A 17509-nucleotide genomic window follows, 5' to 3' on the forward strand; every position below is an offset into this window, starting at 1 on the left:
TCAGACTGTTCTATGCGGCAGGTATGCCAGGATAGCTTCGGCGGCCTTCTCGGCGGCATTTTGCCGAAGCTGTAAATGGATCCCGCGGAAAGCGTCGGCGATTCGCTGACTTGTCAATTTATCGCCCACAATGTTCAACAACGCTTGAGCAAGATTTTCGGGCGTTGCATCGTCCTGAATGAATTCGGGGACAATAAACTTCCCGGCGAGGATATTCGGCAACCCTACATATGGCAGATACCCCATGCGCTGCATCAGGCGGAAGGACAAACGCGCCATTTTGTAGGCAATAACCATCGGCCTTTTCAACAGCGCCGCCTCAAGCGTCGCCGTACCGCTAGCGACGAGAACGGCATCGGCCGCCATCATTGCCTCGTGAGCATGACCGAAGAGCATACGGAACGGCACCTCTTCTGCCCCCTCACGGTACAGCGCCTCTTCAAACAGCAAGCGCGTCTCCCGGGTCGCTAAAGGCACGAGAAACAGTGCATTAGGCAATCTCTTATGGATGACCTTCGCCGTCGCGATGAACGTATCCGCCAAGTATTCGAGTTCAGACTGCCGACTCCCTGGCAATAGAGCGAAAACAGGCTGATGGTTCGGCAGATTGAATAACTGTCGGGCACTAGCCCGCCCATCGTCAACAGGCAGCATATCGGCTAACGGATGCCCTACATAGCTGACAGGCATACCAATCTTTTCATAGAGCGCCGGTTCGAACGGGAAGAGCGCCAAAACCCGGGAGGCGGCCTCGGCAATCTTATGGATGCGCTTCCCACGCCACGCCCAGATCGACGGGCTGACATAGTGGATCGTCGGCACGCCGCGCCGCTTGAGCGCCTTTTCCAACGCCAAATTGAAATCCGGGGCATCGACACCGATAAAAATATCGGGCGGGTCGGCAAGCAGGCGCTTTTTCAGATCGCGGCGTATTCCGGAAATTTCCCGATAATGCTTGAGAACCTCCACATAACCGCGTACGGCCAGAGCCTCAAGCGGATGCAGAACCTGGAAGCCCCGCCCTTCCATTTTGGGACCACCAATCCCATAAAACACGGCATTAGGCAGCCGGTCTTTGAGCGCCTGAATCAAGTGACTAGCCAGCAAATCTCCCGATGCCTCGCCTGCCACCATGGCAATACGGACAACGTTTGGAGTCATCGTATGATGCCGCGCTTTGATACCGCAAGAAAATCCAGGATTGGTTGAATTTCCGGATGGACTTTTGCATCTTCTTCCAGCTTGGTACGCGCTTCCTCAAGCATCAGACCGGACTTATACAAGGTCCGATAGGCACGCTTCAACGCCATCAATGATTCCGGAGAGAAACCGCGCCGCTTGAGTCCTTCGGCATTTATCCCGAACGGCGATGCCGTATTACCGGCAGCCATCACATATGGAGGAATGTCCTGCAGCACAACGGTACCCACTGCCGTCATCGTATGGGCACCGATCCTGCAGAATTGATGAATACCTGTATAACCACCGAGGATTGCCCAGTCGTCGACATGAACATGGCCGGCCAACTGCGAATTGTTAGCAAACGTCGTCCGATTGCCAACATAACAATCGTGCGCGATGTGCACATAGGCCATGATCCAGTTATCGTCGCCAATACGCGTAAGACCACCGTCCTGAACCGTCCCAAGATTGAAGGTACAAAATTCGCGGATAGTATTCCGGTCTCCGATCTCCAGTCGCGTCGGTTCCCCAGCATACTTTTTATCCTGAGGAACCTCGCCAAGCGAGCAAAACTGGAAAATCCTGTTGTCACAACCAATCTTTGTATGACCGGAAATAACGACATGCGGAGCGATCACGGTATTGTCACCGACTTCTACATGCTCGCCGATAATTGAATACGGACCAACCGTTACGTTGGAGCCGATTCTCGCCCCTGGATGAATGATTGCGGTTGGATGAATCATATTCTCTATCCTGCTTATGTCAAACAACATCCCGCTTTGCACACATCAGCTCGGCATCAGCCACCACCTCACCGTCAACACGAGCCTCTACCTTGTATTTCCAGATACCACGCATCTGACGAACAATTTCCACGTGCAGGTGAAGTTGATCACCCGCGGTAACTGGCTTCTTGAAGCGGGCGTTATCAATTCCAACAAAATAAAAAACCGAGTTTTCGTCGGGCAAGCTATCCATTGTCTTGAAAGACAAGATTCCTGCCGCCTGCGCCAACGCCTCCATGATCAGCACTCCCGGCATAACCGGATGATGTGGGAAGTGGCCGACAAAGAAGGGCTCATTGATAGTTACATTTTTGTAGGCATGAATGGATTTTCCAGGCTCGCAATCCAGCACCCTATCAACAAGCAGAAACGGATAGCGGTGCGGAAGGTGCTTTAAAATTTCGTGGATATCCATCGTGTTCAACATGCTTTCTCCATTTGTTCCAGTTTCTTCTCAAGTTCATCCACACGCGCAGCCAACTTGGCTAACCGCTTTATCTGGACCGCGTTTTGCAACCAATCCTCATGCGATTCAAGAGGAAAAATACTCGTGTATTGCCCCGGCTTGCGGATACTTTTAGTCACCATGGTCCCGGCAGAGACATGAACATCGTCTGCCAACTCAAGGTGCCCAATGATCATTCCCGCTCCCGCAATGGTGCAACGACTCCCGATACGCGTGCTCCCCGCGACCCCGACACAGCCGGCCATCGCCGTGTGATCGCCGATTACGACGTTATGGGCAATCTGAATCTGATTATCCAACTTAACGTCATTGCCGATCACTGTATCGTCCAGAGCCCCCCGGTCAATTGACGTATTCGCGCCAATCTCGACATCATCGCCGATGACAACCCGACCGATTTGCGGAATCTTGACCCACGAATCACCATCTTTAGCGAACCCGAATCCGTCGCTACCCACAACGGATCCCGAATGGATGATGGCTCGCTGCCCGATTTGGCAGCCATCATAAATAACGACGTTCGGATAGATCACAGAGCCGCAACCGACTGAAACATCATCGCCAATCACTACTCCGGGATAAACGACGACGTTTTCTCCAATCGCCACCCGCTTACCAACAACAACGTTCTCACCAATACTTGCGGAGGCAGGGATATCAGAATGCACGACGGCCGTGGGGTGAATGCCGACCTGCCGTGATTTAACGGGATTCAGTAGCGTAACAACGCGCGCGTAGTATGCATAGGGATTGGAATGCACGATGCACGGCAATGACGTCTCGCCGGTATGACGAGGCGAAATGATGACAGCCGCCGCTTTTGTCTGTCGCAACTGCTGGCGGAATTTCTGATTGGCAAAAAATGCAATCTGGCCCGGAAGTGCCGATGCCAAGCTACCGACTTGGGATACGACTACCGAACCATCGCCTCTTACCGCACCGCCGAGGCGGCCAACGATTTCATCGAGCCGCCAACCATTACCCCCTGCCACTCTGTTACTTACCTTCCGACAACGCCTTGATGACTTTGTCGGTAACATCAAGACGTGGGCTGACCCAAACGACATCCTGCAAAATCAGGTCATATTTTTCGCTTTCAGCAAGCTGCTTGATGGCCTTGTTAGCCTTTTCAATAATTGCCGCATTTTCCTCGTTCTGACGAAGGTTCAGATCCTCGCGGAATTCCCGTTGCTTGCGCTGGAATTCTCTTGAGAGATCGTTGAGGTCCTTCTCTTTAGCACGACGCTCGGACTCGGACATCGTCACTGCATTCTTTTCGAGCGACTCCTGAAGAGACTGGAGCTGTTTAGCCAAACGCTGCAGATCCTGATCACGCTTGGAGAACTCGGCCTCGATTTTCTTGGCCGCCCTCACAGCAGCGGGCGCATCGCGAAAAATACGCTGCGTATTTACGTATCCAACTTTCAGTGTTTCCGATGCCGACGCGTAAGACATTGGCAACACAGCCATCAATGCAACCAGCAACATAGCAAATTTCGTCTTCAAGCTGTTTCTCCTTGATTAGAAGGTTGTTCCCATCTGGAACTGGAATTTCTGGATATTATCATTCTTCTGTTCGTTAAGCGGCTGCGCGAAGCTGAATTTGAGCGGCCCAAAAGGCGAAAGCCACGTGGCCGCAAGCCCCACGGACATGCGAACAGGACCGCTGTCATACACATCGGAATTCTTGTCGGCAGCATCGGAGTAAACCTGACCGGCATCGAAGAACGGCCCGAACCGCATCGATTTGTCAGCGCCAAAGCCAGGAAGGGGCATCGTTAACTCGGCATTAAACACAAAGCGTTTTGTACCCCCCAATCGCACCTCATCACCGTCAGAGTCAATCTCATACGGCCCCAAACTTGCCGTATCGTAGCCACGTACCGAGCCAACGCCTCCGGCATAAAGGTTCTTGAAAAATGGTAGCTCCTGCCCGCCCAAGCCATTCGCATATCCAACTTCACCATTGAGCATAAGAACCATAGTACGTGTTACGGGGTAGAACCTTTGATGCTGATACGTAGCCCGATAGTAATTGAGGTCTCCCAGTGGACTTACCTCAAAGCTCGCCTTTTGATAAACACCCCGCGTGGGATTGATTGCACTATCCTTGGTATTGCTGACCCAGCTTGCCGTTAGAGGAACAGATGTATTGCCGCATTTGTAGGTATCCGTACCACAGAACTCATCGATAAAATCGACATACTGAAGTGGCGTATCCGTATCTGTACGATCAATTTCAACCTTTGTGTAATCAATGGCCGCACCGAAATTAAGCGTCTGCTTCTCGCTTATCGGAAAACCGAAGCGAATCCCACCCCCTGTCGAATGAGTTTTATAAACGTAACCAAGCGAGGTCGGGTCTGTCTTCCTTTCGTAGATATCAAACCCTTGGCTTACCCCATCAACCGTAAAGTAGGGGTTTGTGTAACTAATACCCAATGTCCGGTTAACACTACCGGTGGACAGTTGCAACGAAGCAAATTTACCACTGCCGAAAATATTAGCCTGCGAAATGGAGCCGGAAAGAATAACGTTTTCAGAGTCAGAATACCCGACCCCAAGTGAAATGTTGCCGGTCGACTTTTCCGTGACATTGAAATTCACATCGACCTGATCAGTTGTACCTACCACCGGAAGCGTTTCGACATTCACCTCGGAAAAATAGTCAGTCTTGTCAATACGTTGACGCGACAATTTAACTCTCTCGTCGTCGTACCACGCACCTTCCATCTGACGAACTTCCTGACGGACGACTTCATCACGTGTTTTGGTGTTACCGGTCACATTGATTCGTCGCACGTAAACGCGCTTCCCCGGATCGATGAACACGGTAAACGCAACCCGTCTTTTTTCCTTGTCTATTTCCGGTGCCGCATTAACGTTCGCGAAGGCATATCCGCGTGATGACAACTTGTCACTAATTGCCTTGGTACTCTCATTCAGATTTTCACGCGAAAAAACGTCACCGGGCTTGATTTTCATCGCGGCCCTTAACTCTTCTTCCGGCAACGTCAATTCCCCGGCGAGTTTGATGGACGAGACGATATAACGCTCCCCTTCGGAGACCGTCGCCGTAATGTAGATATCCTTCTTGTCAGGACTGATCGAAACCTGGGTCGACTCAATATTGAATTCGAGAAAACCGCGATTGAGGTAGAAAGAGCGCAAGGCCTCCAAATCGGCGGACAGCTTTTGCTTCGAGTATTGGTCGTTTTTGGTATACCAACTGATCCAGTTGGGCGTCTGCAACTGAAAAACCTCAAGCAATTCTTTTTCGCGGAATGAATTAGCCCCAACGATATTGATCTGCTTGATCGTTGCCGCATCGCCCTCGTCGATCTTGAAATTGATTCCGACACGATTCCGTTCAAGCGGCGTGACCGTTGTCGTAATTGACACGGAGTATTTACCACGTGTCAGATACTGACGTTTCAACTCCTGTTCAGCTTTCTCAAGCATGCTGCGATCAAATGACCGTGATACGGCAAAACCGGCTTCTTTAAGCCCTTTGATCATTTGATCCTTATCGAATTCCTTGAGACCGGTAAAATCGATCTGAGCAATAGCCGGGCGCTCTTCAACCGCCACCACAACGACATCGCTCTCGATCTCGATACGGACATCCTTGAAAAACCCGGTGGCAAACAAAGCCTTGATGGCCTGCGCCGCCTTGTCGTCCGTCAACGTATCGCCCACTTTAATCGGAAGATAGCTGAAGACCGTACCGGCTTCGGTCCGTTGGATGCCGTCGACACGGATGTCTTTTACGGTAAAAGGCTCAAAAGCGGAGGCGCCGGACACAAAAAGGGATGCCACCAGCCCTGCCAACAAGTTCTTTTTCATATGATCAGCCGGGAATTAAACGATTGATATCATTGTAGAAAGCAAGCGTCATCAACATGGCCAGGATCGCCAGACCAATTCTCTGGCCAATCTCCCTTGAACGCTCGGACAGGGGCTTGCCTCTCACAATTTCGACGGAATAATACAGTAAATGACCGCCGTCCAGAACCGGGACAGGAAGCAGATTGAGCACCCCAAGGCTGACACTCACCAACGCCAGGAATGCCACGTATTTGGTCAAACCAAGCTTCGCCGACTGCCCCGCATAATCGGCAATCGTCACCGGCCCGCTGATATTTCGCCACGAAACCTCCCCGGTAAGCATTTTTCCGATCATTACGACGCTGAAGATCGATTTCTCCCACGTTTCCTGAATGGCTTTCGCGACCGAACCCACAGCGCCATAGCTGATCTTGACCATCAACAAATCACGCACCTGGCTGTCTTCTGCAACCGCCGCACCGATACGCCCGATTGAGCCGCCGGTACCGGGCACGACCGCCGGCTCGATCACCAATTGCCTGCGCGCCCCCTGCCTCTCGATATCGACATTCAACCGCTTGCCGGGAGAATTACGCACCACATTGACAGCATCCGACCAGGCGGCAATCTCCAGCCCCCCAATCGCCAGAATACGATCACCCGGCAGCAATCCAGCCACTTCGGCCGGGCTGCCCTTACCAATGGCGCCAACAACAGCGGGAACCTCTGGCCGATACGGAGCCAGCCCAAGCCTTTCGATGAAGTCGCCTTCCAGGCCGTTGCCACGGGCGGCGGAGACATCCAGCAACCGCCGAATGGAAACAACGGTAGCAAGACCCACTGTTTCCAGCTCGACAACATCACCTTTCACTGCTTGCCGAAGTAGTTCCCAGTGAAATTCTTGCCAACTTAGAACCGGCACCCCACCAACCTTAATCACGCGATCGCCGTTTTCGACACCGGCAGCAAATGCCGCAGTCTGTATAGCAGGCCGGGCAAGAATCGGCTTGAACTCTTCGACGCCATAGAAGAAGAGGCCCCAGTAAAGCAGCACCGCCAGCAGAAGGTTGGCGCAGGGGCCGGCAAGAACGATAGCGACCCGCCGCCAAACGCTCTGGCGGTTGAAACTACGCGCCAACTCTTCCGGCAACACGCACGCCTCTTCCTCATCAAGCATCTTCACGTAACCGCCAAGAGGGAATACCCCGATGACCCATTCGGTCCCATCCCGACCGAACCTTCTTGACCAAATGCCCCGCCCAAAACCTACCGAAAAGCGAAGTACCTTCACGCCAAGAAGCCGCGCGGCAGAATAATGCCCCAACTCATGAACAACAATGAGCACCCCGAGCATCAGGGCAAAGGCACCTGCATGGAGAAGCCAGGCACTCATGCCGAAATACGCTCGACGACCATATGCCTCGCCAGCTGGCGAGCCGAAGCGTCGGCCGCGATTACATCCGAAAGAGAATGCAGCTGACTTGGCACGCTACGATCCATAACGCGCGCGATTATTGAGGGTATTTCCGTGAAACCAATTTCTTCGTCCAGGAACGCCTGAACGGCGACCTCATTAGCCGCATTGAGAACAGCCGGCATGCTTTCACCTTCTTCCAATGCCCGATAAGCGAGTGCCAGACAGGGAAAACGGACGAAATCCGGCGATTCGAAATGCAGACTCGCCACCTTGAAAAGATCCAGCGGCGCGACACCGGCTTCAATCCGCTCTGGATACGCCAAAGCATGCGCGATTGGCGTCCTCATATCGGGATTCCCCAATTCGGCAATCACCGACCCGTCGACATATTGAACCAATGAATGTACGACGCTTTGCGGATGAATAACGACCCTGATCCGCTCTGCCGGCACATTGAACAGCCAATGGGCTTCGATCATCTCCAGCCCCTTGTTCATCATGGTTGCCGAATCGACTGAAATCTTCCGCCCCATGACCCAATTCGGGTGAGCACACGCCTCAACCGGCGTAACGTGTCTGAGTTCGTGCAGTGCCGTCTTCCGGAACGGCCCTCCTGAAGCGGTCAACAACAGCCCGGAGATGCCCGAATCCTCCAGGTTGCCGGCGTAATCATGAGGCAGTGACTGAAAAATGGCATTGTGTTCGCTGTCGATGGGAAGCAATTTCGCGCCATGCTCCCGAACCGCTCGCATGAAAACGGGACCAGCGGTCACCAGCGCCTCTTTGTTGGCCAGCAACACTCTTTTCCCGGCCATTACCGCCGCCAGGGTTGGTGGCAGACCGGCGGCCCCCACGATGGCCGCCATCACGGTATCGACCTCCGCCAATTCCGCCATGCGCACCAGCGCTTCAGTTCCAGACTCGACCTGTGTGCCGCAATTGCTCTCTCTCAAGCGATTCCGGAGCGTCTCGGCCAACGGCTCGTCTCTGACCACGGCGAAGCGAGGCCTGAACTCGACACATTGCTCAAACAAACGGTCGATCTGAGCATGAGCGCACAAAGCCACAATTTCATACCGCCGACGATGCCGACGAATCACATCGAGCGTACTGACACCAATCGAGCCGGTAGAACCTAGAATGGTGAGCTTTTGCAGGGGCATTTTGAAGACTTAATCAGGAAAGGGTGCCCAGCCAGACGAGCGCGACCAAGGGCAACATTGACGTAAGACTGTCGATCCTGTCCAGCACGCCACCATGGCCAGGCAATATCGAACTACTATCCTTGAGCCCCGCCTGCCGCTTGAGCAATGATTCAAACAAATCGCCAATCACACTGATGATCGTTAGTAGAACGGCAAATGCAAAAAACAAATACCATGGAAAACGGTCAGCGAATTCCGTCGGAAGGCGCGGAAATACAATGAAGAAAACATAAACAACGACGGCAGCCGCACCCCCGAACGCCCCTTCCCATGTTTTGCCGGGGCTAATCGTCGGGGCCAGTTTGTGGCGACCGAACGCCCTTCCGGAAAAATAGGCCGCAACATCCGCAACCCAAGCAACCGCCATGACAGCAATCAGTGTCCACGCACCCAGCATGCGGAGCTGCACAAGCGCCAGCCAAGCCGGAAGAATCACAACAACACCGGTCAGAACACCCCACACCGCCCCGAGCCGGTCACCGGACAGAGCCCAACGGCTACGCATCCACAAAGGCACCACTCCAAACCAGAATATTGCGGCAGGAATGTAGAACCAGCGGCCAAGCGACCACGCTGCCTGATCGATTCCACGTCCACCAACGCCAATTCCAAGCGCTTCAGGCACCAACCAGACAAACATGCCGCATATGCCGGCGAAAAAAATGGCCAGTCCCAGCCGCCCTTCCTTGCCGAGGCGCATCAAGCCGCCCCACTCCCAGGCGGCAATCGCGGCAACAAGCGTCGCCACCAGCGTCCAGCCAAGGGAGGACAGTCGAAAGAGAGCGAAACAAAAAGCTGCAAGCAGGACCACCGCGGTAATGATCCGCGTCTTAAGCATCGTTTCTCACTTCCGACGCGCCGTCTGTGGGCTCGTTACGTGAAGTAGCCACAGCAGAACCGTCGCCCAGCTGTTCACTCGTCCGACCGAACCGCCGTTCACGCTTTTGATAGGAAGCGATTGCTCTATCAAACGCGGTCGAATCGAACTCCGGCCAGAGGGTTTTGGTAAAGTAGAACTCTGAATACGCCAGTTGCCAGAGAAGGAAATTACTGATTCGCTCTTCACCACCGGTGCGAATAAACAAATCCGGCTCCGGAGCAAAACTCATTGCCAGATACGGCGTCAAATCGGCTTCATCCCAATGCCCGCCTTTTTCTGGATGTTCCAGTGCCAGACGATTAACTGCCTGCAATATATCCCACCGTCCACCATAATTGGCAGCAACGGTAAGCGTCAGCCTTGTATTTGACGCTGTTTGCAGTTCGGAGGCCTTAATCAAAGCCTGCAATTCGGAATCAAAACGGGACAGATCACCAACGACTTTTAAACACACACCGTTCCGATCCAGTTTGGCGACCTCTTGCCGCAAAGCGCGCACAAAAAGTTCCATCAGCAGCCGGACTTCCTCTTCGGGACGTCGCCAGTTTTCGGAACTGAATGCAAAAAGCGTCAGGTATTCGATATTGTGCGCCAGGCAGTATTTAACCGCGTTCCGCACCGTCACAACGCCACGATGATGGCCAGCGACACGAGGAAGGAGCCGTTTTTTAGCCCAGCGCCCGTTGCCATCCATGATGATGGCAACGTGCTTCGGGGCAGACGTGCCTTCAGGCACATCGCGTGTCGTACTCTTGAAAATACCCACTTACCGCCTCCCGACGAGGCCTTAGATGGCCATCAGTTCGGTTTCTTTCTGCGCGAACTGTTTGTCGACCTCGGCAACATGCTTGTCGGTGAGCTTCTGGATGTCGTCCTGAGCGCGACGCTCATCGTCTTCGGAACATTCCTTGTTTTTAACCAAATCCTTGAGCGTCGCATTCGCGTCGCGTCGCAGGTTGCGAATAGCGACGCGTGTATTTTCACACTCATGCTTGACAACCTTGATCAGGTCACGGCGCCGCTCCTCCGTCAACGCCGGCATCGGAACCCTGATCAAATCACCCTGCGAGGCAGGATTCAGGCCGAGATCAGAATCACGAATAGCCTTCTCCACTTTGGAGGCCATCCCCTTTTCCCAGGGCTGAACCCCCAACGTCCGTGGATCAAGCAAGGTAATGTTGGCAACGGTATTTACCGGGACCAACGAACCGTAGTAATCGACCTGCACATGATCGAGCAACCCCACATGGGCACGTCCCGTACGAATCTTTGCCAAATCGAGCTTGAGCGCCTCAAGCGATTTTTGCATCTTGTGTTCTGCAGTGCTTTTCACATCAGCAACCGACATTTCATTCTCCTCAGCAATAGACCAACGTGCCTTCGTTCTCGCCAAGTACTACGCGCTTGAGCGCGCCCTGTTTGAAAATCGAAAAGACGTTGATAGGCAGTTTCTGGTCCCGGCATAGGGCGAACGCAGTGGCATCCATGACCGCCAGATTCCGGGAAATGGCCTCATCGAAAGTAATCGTGTCGAAACGGGTTGCGGCCGGATCCTTTTTAGGATCAGCGGTATAAATGCCGTCCACCTTGGTTGCCTTGAGGACAATTTCCGCGCCAATCTCGGCACCACGAAGCGCGGCGGCCGTATCGGTCGTAAAAAACGGATTGCCGGTGCCGCCAGCAAAAATAACCGTGCGCCCCTGCTCCAGATAGCGGATTGCCCGCCCACGAATGTAGGGCTCAACCACCTGTTCAATATTGAGCGCGGACTGGACGCGGGCCACCATACCCGAAACCCGCATCGCATCCTGGAGTGCGAGACCGTTCATAACGGTCGCCAGCATTCCCATGTAGTCTGCCTGCGCCCGATCCATGCCATTGGCTGCCGGAGCAACACCGCGAAAGATGTTGCCCCCGCCGATGACGACGCCGACCTGCACCCCCATATCAACAACGCTTTTAACCTCACCAACAATTTCGGAAATAGTCTGGCGGTTGATTCCATACGCATCCGACCCCATCAGGGCTTCGCCGGACAGCTTTAGCAGGATGCGCTTGAACTTGGGGGTACGAGTCTCACTCATGGCAGAAAATACCTTTGTCAAAATTACTTTTGAGCGGCAGCAGCAGCCTGGGCAGCAACTTCAGCGGCGAAATCGGTTACTTTCTTTTCCAGACCTTCACCAACCAAATACAACGTAAAGCCGGCGACGGAGGCCCCCTTGGCCTTAAGCAACTGCTCGATGGTCTGCTTACCATCTTCGGCCTTGACGAACACTTGCGCCAGCAGCGTCACTTCCTTCAGATATTTCTGAACAGTGCCTTCGGCGATCTTCTCAAGCATGGCTTCCGGCTTGTTGTCAGCACGCGCCTTCTCGATAGCGATCCGACGTTCGGTATCCAACAACTCCTGCGACACGCCGGCGGCATCCAGCGCTTTGGGCTTCGACGCAGCAATGTGCATAGCCAAGTCTTTGCCGAGTTGTTCGTCACCACCGACGATATCCAGCAGAACGCCGATCTTGGCGCCACCGTGGATATAGGAAACCAGCTTGCCCTTGGCTTCAACGCGGACGAAACGACGGATCGTCATGTTTTCGCCGATCTTGCCAACAAGCGCCGCACGGGTCGATTCAACAGAACCCTCACCCATCGGCAGTGCCGAGAGGGCTTCAACACTTTCCGGATTCTTCGAAGCGACGAGTTCGGCACAGCCATTGACGAGCGCCAGAAAATCGTCGTTCTTCGCCACGAAGTCGGTTTCGCAGTTAACTTCAATGATCGAACCAAGCTTGCCGTCAGCGGAAATGCTCACACCGACAATACCCTCAGCAGCAACACGAGACGCAGCCTTGGTCGCCTTATTACCCAGCTTCACACGCAGAATCTCTTCAGCCTTGGCAAGATCGCCATCAGCTTCGGTCAGCGCCTTCTTGCATTCCATCATCGGTGCATCAGTCTTAGCACGCAGCTCAGCCACCATGCTCGCGGTAATTGCAGCCATTTTTTCTCTCCACTTAAGGTTGCGGCCGGGAATCCGGCCGCACTTATTACTTACTCTCTACAAACATCAGCCGCCAGAGAGCTACAGCCCTCTGCAACGACCAATGACGGGCAAAAGGCCCGCTACGTAATTATTCTTCGCCTTCTTCTACGAATTCGTCGCCAGACGTCGCCGCAACAATTTCCTCGACGAACTGGCTGCGACCTTCGAGAACCGAGTCGGCCACGCCACGAGCGTAGAGACGAATCGCGCTGGACGAGTCATCGTTACCCGGAATGACGTAATCAACACCTTCAGGCGAGTGGTTGGTATCGACAACGGCAATAACCGGAATACCCAGCTTGTTAGCCTCGGTAATGGCAATTTTATGGTAGCCAACATCGATAACAAACAGCGCATCAGGCAGAGTGTTCATTTCCTTGATACCGCCGATCGACTTCTGCAGCTTGACGAGTTCACGCTGAGCCATCAGCGCTTCTTTCTTGCCGAGCTTCTCAAGCGAGCCTTCCTCGACCATGACTTCCATATCCTTCAGGCGCTTGATCGACTGCTTGACGGTCTTGAAGTTGGTCAACATACCGCCGAGCCAACGCTGATCGACGTAGGGTGAATTTGCACGCGCAGCTTCCTCGGCGATGATCTCGCGCGACTGGCGCTTGGTTCCGACAAAGAGAATATTTCCCTTGTTGGCGGACAGCTTGCGAACAAAAGCCATCGCTTCATTGTACTTCGCGAGCGTTTTTTCCAGATTGACAATATGAATCTTGCTGCGGGCACCGAAAATATACGGTGCCATCTTGGGATTCCAGAAACGGGTCTGGTGGCCAAAATGGACACCGGCCTCAAGCATCTGACGCATAGTTGTAGACATACTTATCTCTTTCTCAATATCAGGGTTAAGCCACCATTCACCCACCTACGCCTGTCACACTTACCGTGACAGACACCCTTGAACGGGCGAATGTGCGTATTAAGCAACCAAAAACATTACTTCGATTTGGTCAACATCGCGCCCACATCGGACGCCTTGTTACCCTGCCGGTCACCCAGCAAAGCCGAAAAATTCTATCACCCTGCCGACAAAAACTCCAGATTGAAGTATCTGCGTCGATCTGACTTCAACAACGCCTTGACATCCCCAACTGGCACATGACGTGACGAAGACCCTCTTGCAAGGGGCGAAATTGCCTCACGCACGCTCTTAATTTATCCTTCGACTCTTGAATATCTACCCGAGACCATCGAAAAACATGAGCCGCATTACTCTCAAAACTCCAGAAGAAATCGAAAAAATGCGGATTGCGGGACGTCTCGCTGCCGAGGTTCTCGATTACATAACACCGTTCGTCAAGCCTGGCGTCACGACCGGTGAACTGGACCGTCTTTGCCATGATTACATGGTCAAGGAACAGGACAGCATTCCCGCCCCCCTGAACTACGCGCCGTCGGGCTACAACCCCTATCCGAAAGCAACCTGCATCTCGGTCAACCACCAGATCTGCCACGGCATACCGGGTGACAAGCAACTCAAGAACGGGGACATCGCCAACATCGACATCACGATCATCAAGGATGGTTATCACGGCGACACCAGCCGCATGTTCCAGGTAGGCGAGGTGTCTATCCAGGCCAAGCGTTTGTGCGAAATCACTTTTGAGTGCATGTGGCTCGGCATCGCCCAGGTCAGACCCGGCGCCCGCCTTGGCGATATTGGGCACGCCATCCAGCTATATGCCGAAAAAGCCGGTTACTCGGTCGTACGCGAGTTTTGCGGACACGGAATCGGCGCTCGCTTTCACGAAGACCCGCAGGTGGTGCATTTCGGCAAACCCGGGACCGGCGTCGAACTCAAAACGAATATGATTTTCACGATTGAGCCAATGATCAATGCCGGCAAGGCGGCGATCCGCCAACTCGCCGACGGCTGGACAGTCGTCACAAAGGATCACAGCCTGTCAGCCCAGTGGGAGCATACTGTGCTTGTCACCGAAACCGGGTTCGAAATTCTCACCCTGTCCGCTGGCACACGCCCCGCCCCTGATTGGATCAAAACGCCCGCATGATACTCGACACCGCCGAACGCATCGATCTTCTTTCCCGTTACCGCTCACGACTGCAGACCGGCCAGACAGCGCTTCGCGAACGCTACCTGGCCGAACCGGACGCATCGCGTCTCCTCTACGAGCGTAGCCATCTGATCGACGGCGTCCTGCGGGATTTATGGAAAGAGCTCAAATTCCCCGAGGACTTGGCCTTGGTGGCTGTCGGGGGCTACGGGCGGGGCGAATTATGGCCGGCCTCGGACATCGACCTCTTGATCCTGCTACCCGAAACGCCGGACGCAACCCTCGCCACCCAACTTGAGCAACTGGTCGGACTGTTCTGGGATATCGGCCTCGACATCGGCCATAGTGTCCGCACACTGGACGAATGCTTGGCCGAAGCCGCGGCCGACCTCACCGTCCAGACGGCGCTCGTCGAAGCGCGGCTTCTCGTCGGCGACTATGGGCTTTTTACCCGTTTCTACTCCGAATTCAGGCTTCGCCTCGATCCGCAAACCTTTTATCGCACGAAGCGGAGCGAGCAAGACGAGCGCTATCTGAAGTATCAGGAGTCTCCCTACAGCCTGGAACCCAACTGCAAGGAAAGCCCGGGCGGATTGCGCGACCTGCAAACGATTCTGTGGATCGCTCAAGTCGCCGGCTATGGAAACAGCTGGCGCGATCTCAAACGGCACGGTTTCATCACGCATCAGGAAGAACAAGGACTGGAGCGACGCGAGAAATTCCTGCAACGCCTTCGCATCCAGCTGCACTTGCTGGCGGGACGGCACGAAGACCGCTTGCTCTTCGACTTCCAGACCGCCCTCGCCGAGCAAATGGGATTCAAGGCCACTCCGACCCGGCGCGCCAGCGAGCAGTTGATGCAAGAGTATTACCGGAACGCCAAGACGATCATGCAGCTCAACACGATTTTGCTGCAGAACATGGGCGCGGCCATTTTCCCCTCGAACAAGCAGCCGCCGATCCCGATCAACGAGCGCTTCCAGAATGCGCACCAGCTCCTCGACGTCACACACGAAAATGTGTTCCACGAAACGCCGGGCGCCATGCTTGAAGCGTTCCTCGTCATGCAGCAGCACCCAGAGCTGAAAGGCCTCACAGCCCGCACGATCCGGACGCTCTGGCGCGCCAGAACGGCGATCGACGACGACTTTCGCAACGACCCGGTCAACAAGGCGCGCTTCATTGAACTTTTCAAACAGCCGCGCGGCGTGTTGCACGAACTCCGGCGCATGAACCAGTTCGACATTCTGGGACGCTACCTGCCGAATTTCGGTGAAATCGTCGGCCAGATGCAGCATGACCTGTTCCACGTTTACACAGTGGACCAGCACTCGATGCAGGTACTGCGCAACCTGCGCCGCTTTTCTGAAACCGAGTTTGCCCACGAATATCCGTTCTGCAGCCAGCTGATCAGCGAATTCGAGCGGCCGTGGGTGCTCTACATCGCCGCACTTTTCCACGATATCGCCAAGGGCCGCGGTGGGAGCCACTCGGAACTTGGCGCGGTCGACGCCAAGGAATTTTGCGACAGCCACGGTCTGGCCGAAGAAGACAGCGAACTCATCGTCTGGCTGGTTCGCCAGCACCTTGTCATGTCGGCCGTCGCCCAGAAGCAGGACACGTCAGATCCGGACGTCGTCGCCGCCTTTGCCGCCATCGTCGGCGACGAACGCCATCTGACCGCGCTTTACCTCCTGACCGTGGCCGACATTCGCGGCACCAGCCCGAAAGTCTGGAATTCCTGGAAAGGGCAGTTGCTTGAAGACCTGTTCCGACAGACCCGGCGCCTGCTCCAATCCGGCGGCAAAGCGCCGGTACGGCACGGCATCATCCAGGAACGCCAGGAAGAAGCGCTGCGCCTCATCCGCTACTACGGCATTCACGAATCCGGACACGAAAACCTCTGGCGCCAGCTCGACACCGTGTATTTCCTGCGCCACTCGCCCGAGGATATCGCTTGGCATGCGCGGGCGCTGCACTACCGCGTCGACGCCGAACAACCCGTCGTCAAGGCCCGTCTGAATCCGCACGGCGACGGCATCGAGGTCATGGTTTACACCCGGGATCAAAGCTACCTGTTTGCCCGTCTGGTCGGATTCTTCAGCCGCGCGGGCTACAACATCATGGATGCGAAGATCCACACCACGCGCCACGGCTACGCGCTCGACAGCTTCATGCTGCTCGACGTCAGCGGGCGCGACAGCGACCGGAGCATGATCAGCTATATCGAGCATGAACTGGAAGACCGGCTCACCAAGCAAGCCGCGCCGGAAGCTCCATCGAACGGACGCATCTCGCGCCAGGTCAAACACTTCCCGATCCAGCCGCAGGTCAACATCCAGCCCGACGACAAAGGCACGTATTACATTCTTTCGGTCAGCGCGGCTGATCGCCCCGGCTTGCTTTATACCGTCGCCATGGCACTCGCCGACTACGGCGCCGACCTGCATACCGCAAAGATCGCCACGCTCGGCGAACGGGTCGAGGACACCTTCCTGATTACAGGAAACAATCTCGAAGAGAGCGCCGCCCGGGTCAAGCTTGAAACCCACTTGCTGAACCAGCTTGAGCATTGAGGAAAAGAGCCCTGGCAAAAGACTGGGGCTCTCTCCTCCTCGGTCTTCTTCGGCCTGCGTCAGATCAGGCAACAAGTCCCGAAAACCGAAGAGGCGG

Annotated in this window: 16 protein-coding genes; 2 read left to right on the plus strand and 14 right to left on the minus strand. The window is 54.6% G+C overall.

What is annotated here, in order from left to right:
* The 14 genes from lpxB to rpsB all read right to left on the minus strand — a co-directional run bounded on the left by lpxB (nucleotide 1) and on the right by rpsB (nucleotide 13641).
* Entirely contained in the window at nucleotides 1-1161 is a 1161-nt protein-coding gene (lpxB, locus tag GH659_RS00155) for a lipid-A-disaccharide synthase (protein WP_153108698.1), read from the minus strand.
* A complete protein-coding gene (gene lpxA / locus GH659_RS00160) occupies nucleotides 1158-1928 on the minus strand; it encodes an acyl-ACP--UDP-N-acetylglucosamine O-acyltransferase (protein ID WP_153108699.1) in 771 nt (256 codons plus the stop codon). Before lpxA ends, lpxB begins: the two co-directional genes overlap by 4 nt.
* A 19-nt stretch (nucleotides 1929-1947) precedes the next feature.
* Nucleotides 1948-2385 (minus strand): 3-hydroxyacyl-ACP dehydratase FabZ, encoded by a 438-nt coding sequence (gene fabZ / locus GH659_RS00165; protein WP_153109025.1) that lies wholly within the window; start codon nucleotides 2383-2385, stop codon nucleotides 1948-1950.
* Between the two features lie 5 nt (nucleotides 2386-2390).
* Nucleotides 2391-3428 (minus strand): UDP-3-O-(3-hydroxymyristoyl)glucosamine N-acyltransferase, encoded by a 1038-nt coding sequence (gene lpxD / locus GH659_RS00170; RefSeq protein WP_246167587.1) that lies wholly within the window; start codon nucleotides 3426-3428, stop codon nucleotides 2391-2393.
* Between the two features lie 4 nt (nucleotides 3429-3432).
* The gene (locus GH659_RS00175; RefSeq protein WP_425499970.1) at nucleotides 3433-3924 is read right to left on the minus strand and encodes an OmpH/Skp family outer membrane protein; all 492 of its coding nucleotides are present in this window, start codon (nucleotides 3922-3924) and stop codon (nucleotides 3433-3435) included.
* 33 nt (nucleotides 3925-3957) lie between these two features.
* Nucleotides 3958-6282, minus strand: a complete 2325-nt coding sequence (bamA, locus tag GH659_RS00180) for an outer membrane protein assembly factor BamA (RefSeq protein WP_153108701.1) — start codon at nucleotides 6280-6282, stop codon at nucleotides 3958-3960.
* Nucleotides 6283-6286: 4 nt separating this feature from the next.
* Entirely contained in the window at nucleotides 6287-7657 is a 1371-nt protein-coding gene (rseP, locus tag GH659_RS00185; RefSeq protein WP_153108702.1) for an RIP metalloprotease RseP, read from the minus strand.
* The gene (gene ispC / locus GH659_RS00190; protein WP_153108703.1) at nucleotides 7654-8844 is read right to left on the minus strand and encodes a 1-deoxy-D-xylulose-5-phosphate reductoisomerase; all 1191 of its coding nucleotides are present in this window, start codon (nucleotides 8842-8844) and stop codon (nucleotides 7654-7656) included. The genes rseP and ispC overlap by 4 nt, the downstream gene beginning before the upstream one ends.
* A gap of 13 nt (nucleotides 8845-8857) precedes the next feature.
* Entirely contained in the window at nucleotides 8858-9724 is an 867-nt protein-coding gene (locus GH659_RS00195; protein WP_153108704.1) for a phosphatidate cytidylyltransferase, read from the minus strand.
* Entirely contained in the window at nucleotides 9717-10532 is an 816-nt protein-coding gene (uppS, locus tag GH659_RS00200) for a polyprenyl diphosphate synthase (RefSeq protein WP_153108705.1), read from the minus strand. The genes GH659_RS00195 and uppS overlap by 8 nt, the downstream gene beginning before the upstream one ends.
* A gap of 21 nt (nucleotides 10533-10553) precedes the next feature.
* Nucleotides 10554-11114 (minus strand): ribosome recycling factor, encoded by a 561-nt coding sequence (gene frr, locus GH659_RS00205; protein WP_153108706.1) that lies wholly within the window; start codon nucleotides 11112-11114, stop codon nucleotides 10554-10556.
* A gap of 10 nt (nucleotides 11115-11124) precedes the next feature.
* The gene (pyrH, locus tag GH659_RS00210; RefSeq protein ID WP_153109027.1) at nucleotides 11125-11850 is read right to left on the minus strand and encodes a UMP kinase; all 726 of its coding nucleotides are present in this window, start codon (nucleotides 11848-11850) and stop codon (nucleotides 11125-11127) included.
* 23 nt (nucleotides 11851-11873) lie between these two features.
* Nucleotides 11874-12770: a translation elongation factor Ts gene (gene tsf, locus GH659_RS00215; protein ID WP_153108707.1), complete on the minus strand. Its 897-nt coding sequence runs from the start codon at nucleotides 12768-12770 to the stop codon at nucleotides 11874-11876.
* Between the two features lie 130 nt (nucleotides 12771-12900).
* Nucleotides 12901-13641, minus strand: a complete 741-nt coding sequence (rpsB, locus tag GH659_RS00220) for a 30S ribosomal protein S2 (RefSeq protein ID WP_153109028.1) — start codon at nucleotides 13639-13641, stop codon at nucleotides 12901-12903.
* Nucleotides 13642-14020: 379 nt separating this feature from the next.
* On the opposite strand from rpsB, the gene map reads away from it, so the two are divergent.
* Nucleotides 14021-14833, plus strand: a complete 813-nt coding sequence (map, locus tag GH659_RS00225) for a type I methionyl aminopeptidase (protein WP_153108708.1) — start codon at nucleotides 14021-14023, stop codon at nucleotides 14831-14833.
* On the plus strand, nucleotides 14830-17412 hold the full coding sequence (locus tag GH659_RS00230; protein ID WP_153108709.1) for a [protein-PII] uridylyltransferase: 2583 nt from the start codon (nucleotides 14830-14832) through the stop codon (nucleotides 17410-17412). The genes map and GH659_RS00230 overlap by 4 nt, the downstream gene beginning before the upstream one ends.
* The last annotated feature ends 97 nt before the right edge of the window (nucleotides 17413-17509 follow it).

The sequence above is a fragment of the Propionivibrio limicola genome (assembly GCF_009469695.1).
GTDB classification, from domain to species: Bacteria; Pseudomonadota; Gammaproteobacteria; order Burkholderiales; family Rhodocyclaceae; genus Propionivibrio; species Propionivibrio limicola.

Bases quoted from the DNA above. Each gene is read 5' to 3' on its own strand.
- lpxB (WP_153108698.1), bottom strand. From the start codon at position 1,161: ATGACTCCAAACGTTGTCCGTATTGCCATGGTGGCAGGCGAGGCATCG.
- lpxA (WP_153108699.1), bottom strand. From the start codon at position 1,928: ATGATTCATCCAACCGCAATCATTCATCCAGGGGCGAGAATCGGCTCC.
- fabZ (WP_153109025.1), bottom strand. From the start codon at position 2,385: ATGGATATCCACGAAATTTTAAAGCACCTTCCGCACCGCTATCCGTTT.
- GH659_RS00175 (WP_425499970.1), bottom strand. From the start codon at position 3,924: ATGTTGCTGGTTGCATTGATGGCTGTGTTGCCAATGTCTTACGCGTCG.
- bamA (WP_153108701.1), bottom strand. From the start codon at position 6,282: ATGAAAAAGAACTTGTTGGCAGGGCTGGTGGCATCCCTTTTTGTGTCC.
- rseP (WP_153108702.1), bottom strand. From the start codon at position 7,657: ATGAGTGCCTGGCTTCTCCATGCAGGTGCCTTTGCCCTGATGCTCGGG.
- ispC (WP_153108703.1), bottom strand. From the start codon at position 8,844: ATGCCCCTGCAAAAGCTCACCATTCTAGGTTCTACCGGCTCGATTGGT.
- GH659_RS00195 (WP_153108704.1), bottom strand. From the start codon at position 9,724: ATGCTTAAGACGCGGATCATTACCGCGGTGGTCCTGCTTGCAGCTTTT.
- frr (WP_153108706.1), bottom strand. From the start codon at position 11,114: ATGTCGGTTGCTGATGTGAAAAGCACTGCAGAACACAAGATGCAAAAA.
- pyrH (WP_153109027.1), bottom strand. From the start codon at position 11,850: ATGAGTGAGACTCGTACCCCCAAGTTCAAGCGCATCCTGCTAAAGCTG.
- tsf (WP_153108707.1), bottom strand. From the start codon at position 12,770: ATGGCTGCAATTACCGCGAGCATGGTGGCTGAGCTGCGTGCTAAGACT.
- rpsB (WP_153109028.1), bottom strand. From the start codon at position 13,641: ATGTCTACAACTATGCGTCAGATGCTTGAGGCCGGTGTCCATTTTGGC.
- map (WP_153108708.1), top strand. From the start codon at position 14,021: ATGAGCCGCATTACTCTCAAAACTCCAGAAGAAATCGAAAAAATGCGG.
- GH659_RS00230 (WP_153108709.1), top strand. From the start codon at position 14,830: ATGATACTCGACACCGCCGAACGCATCGATCTTCTTTCCCGTTACCGC.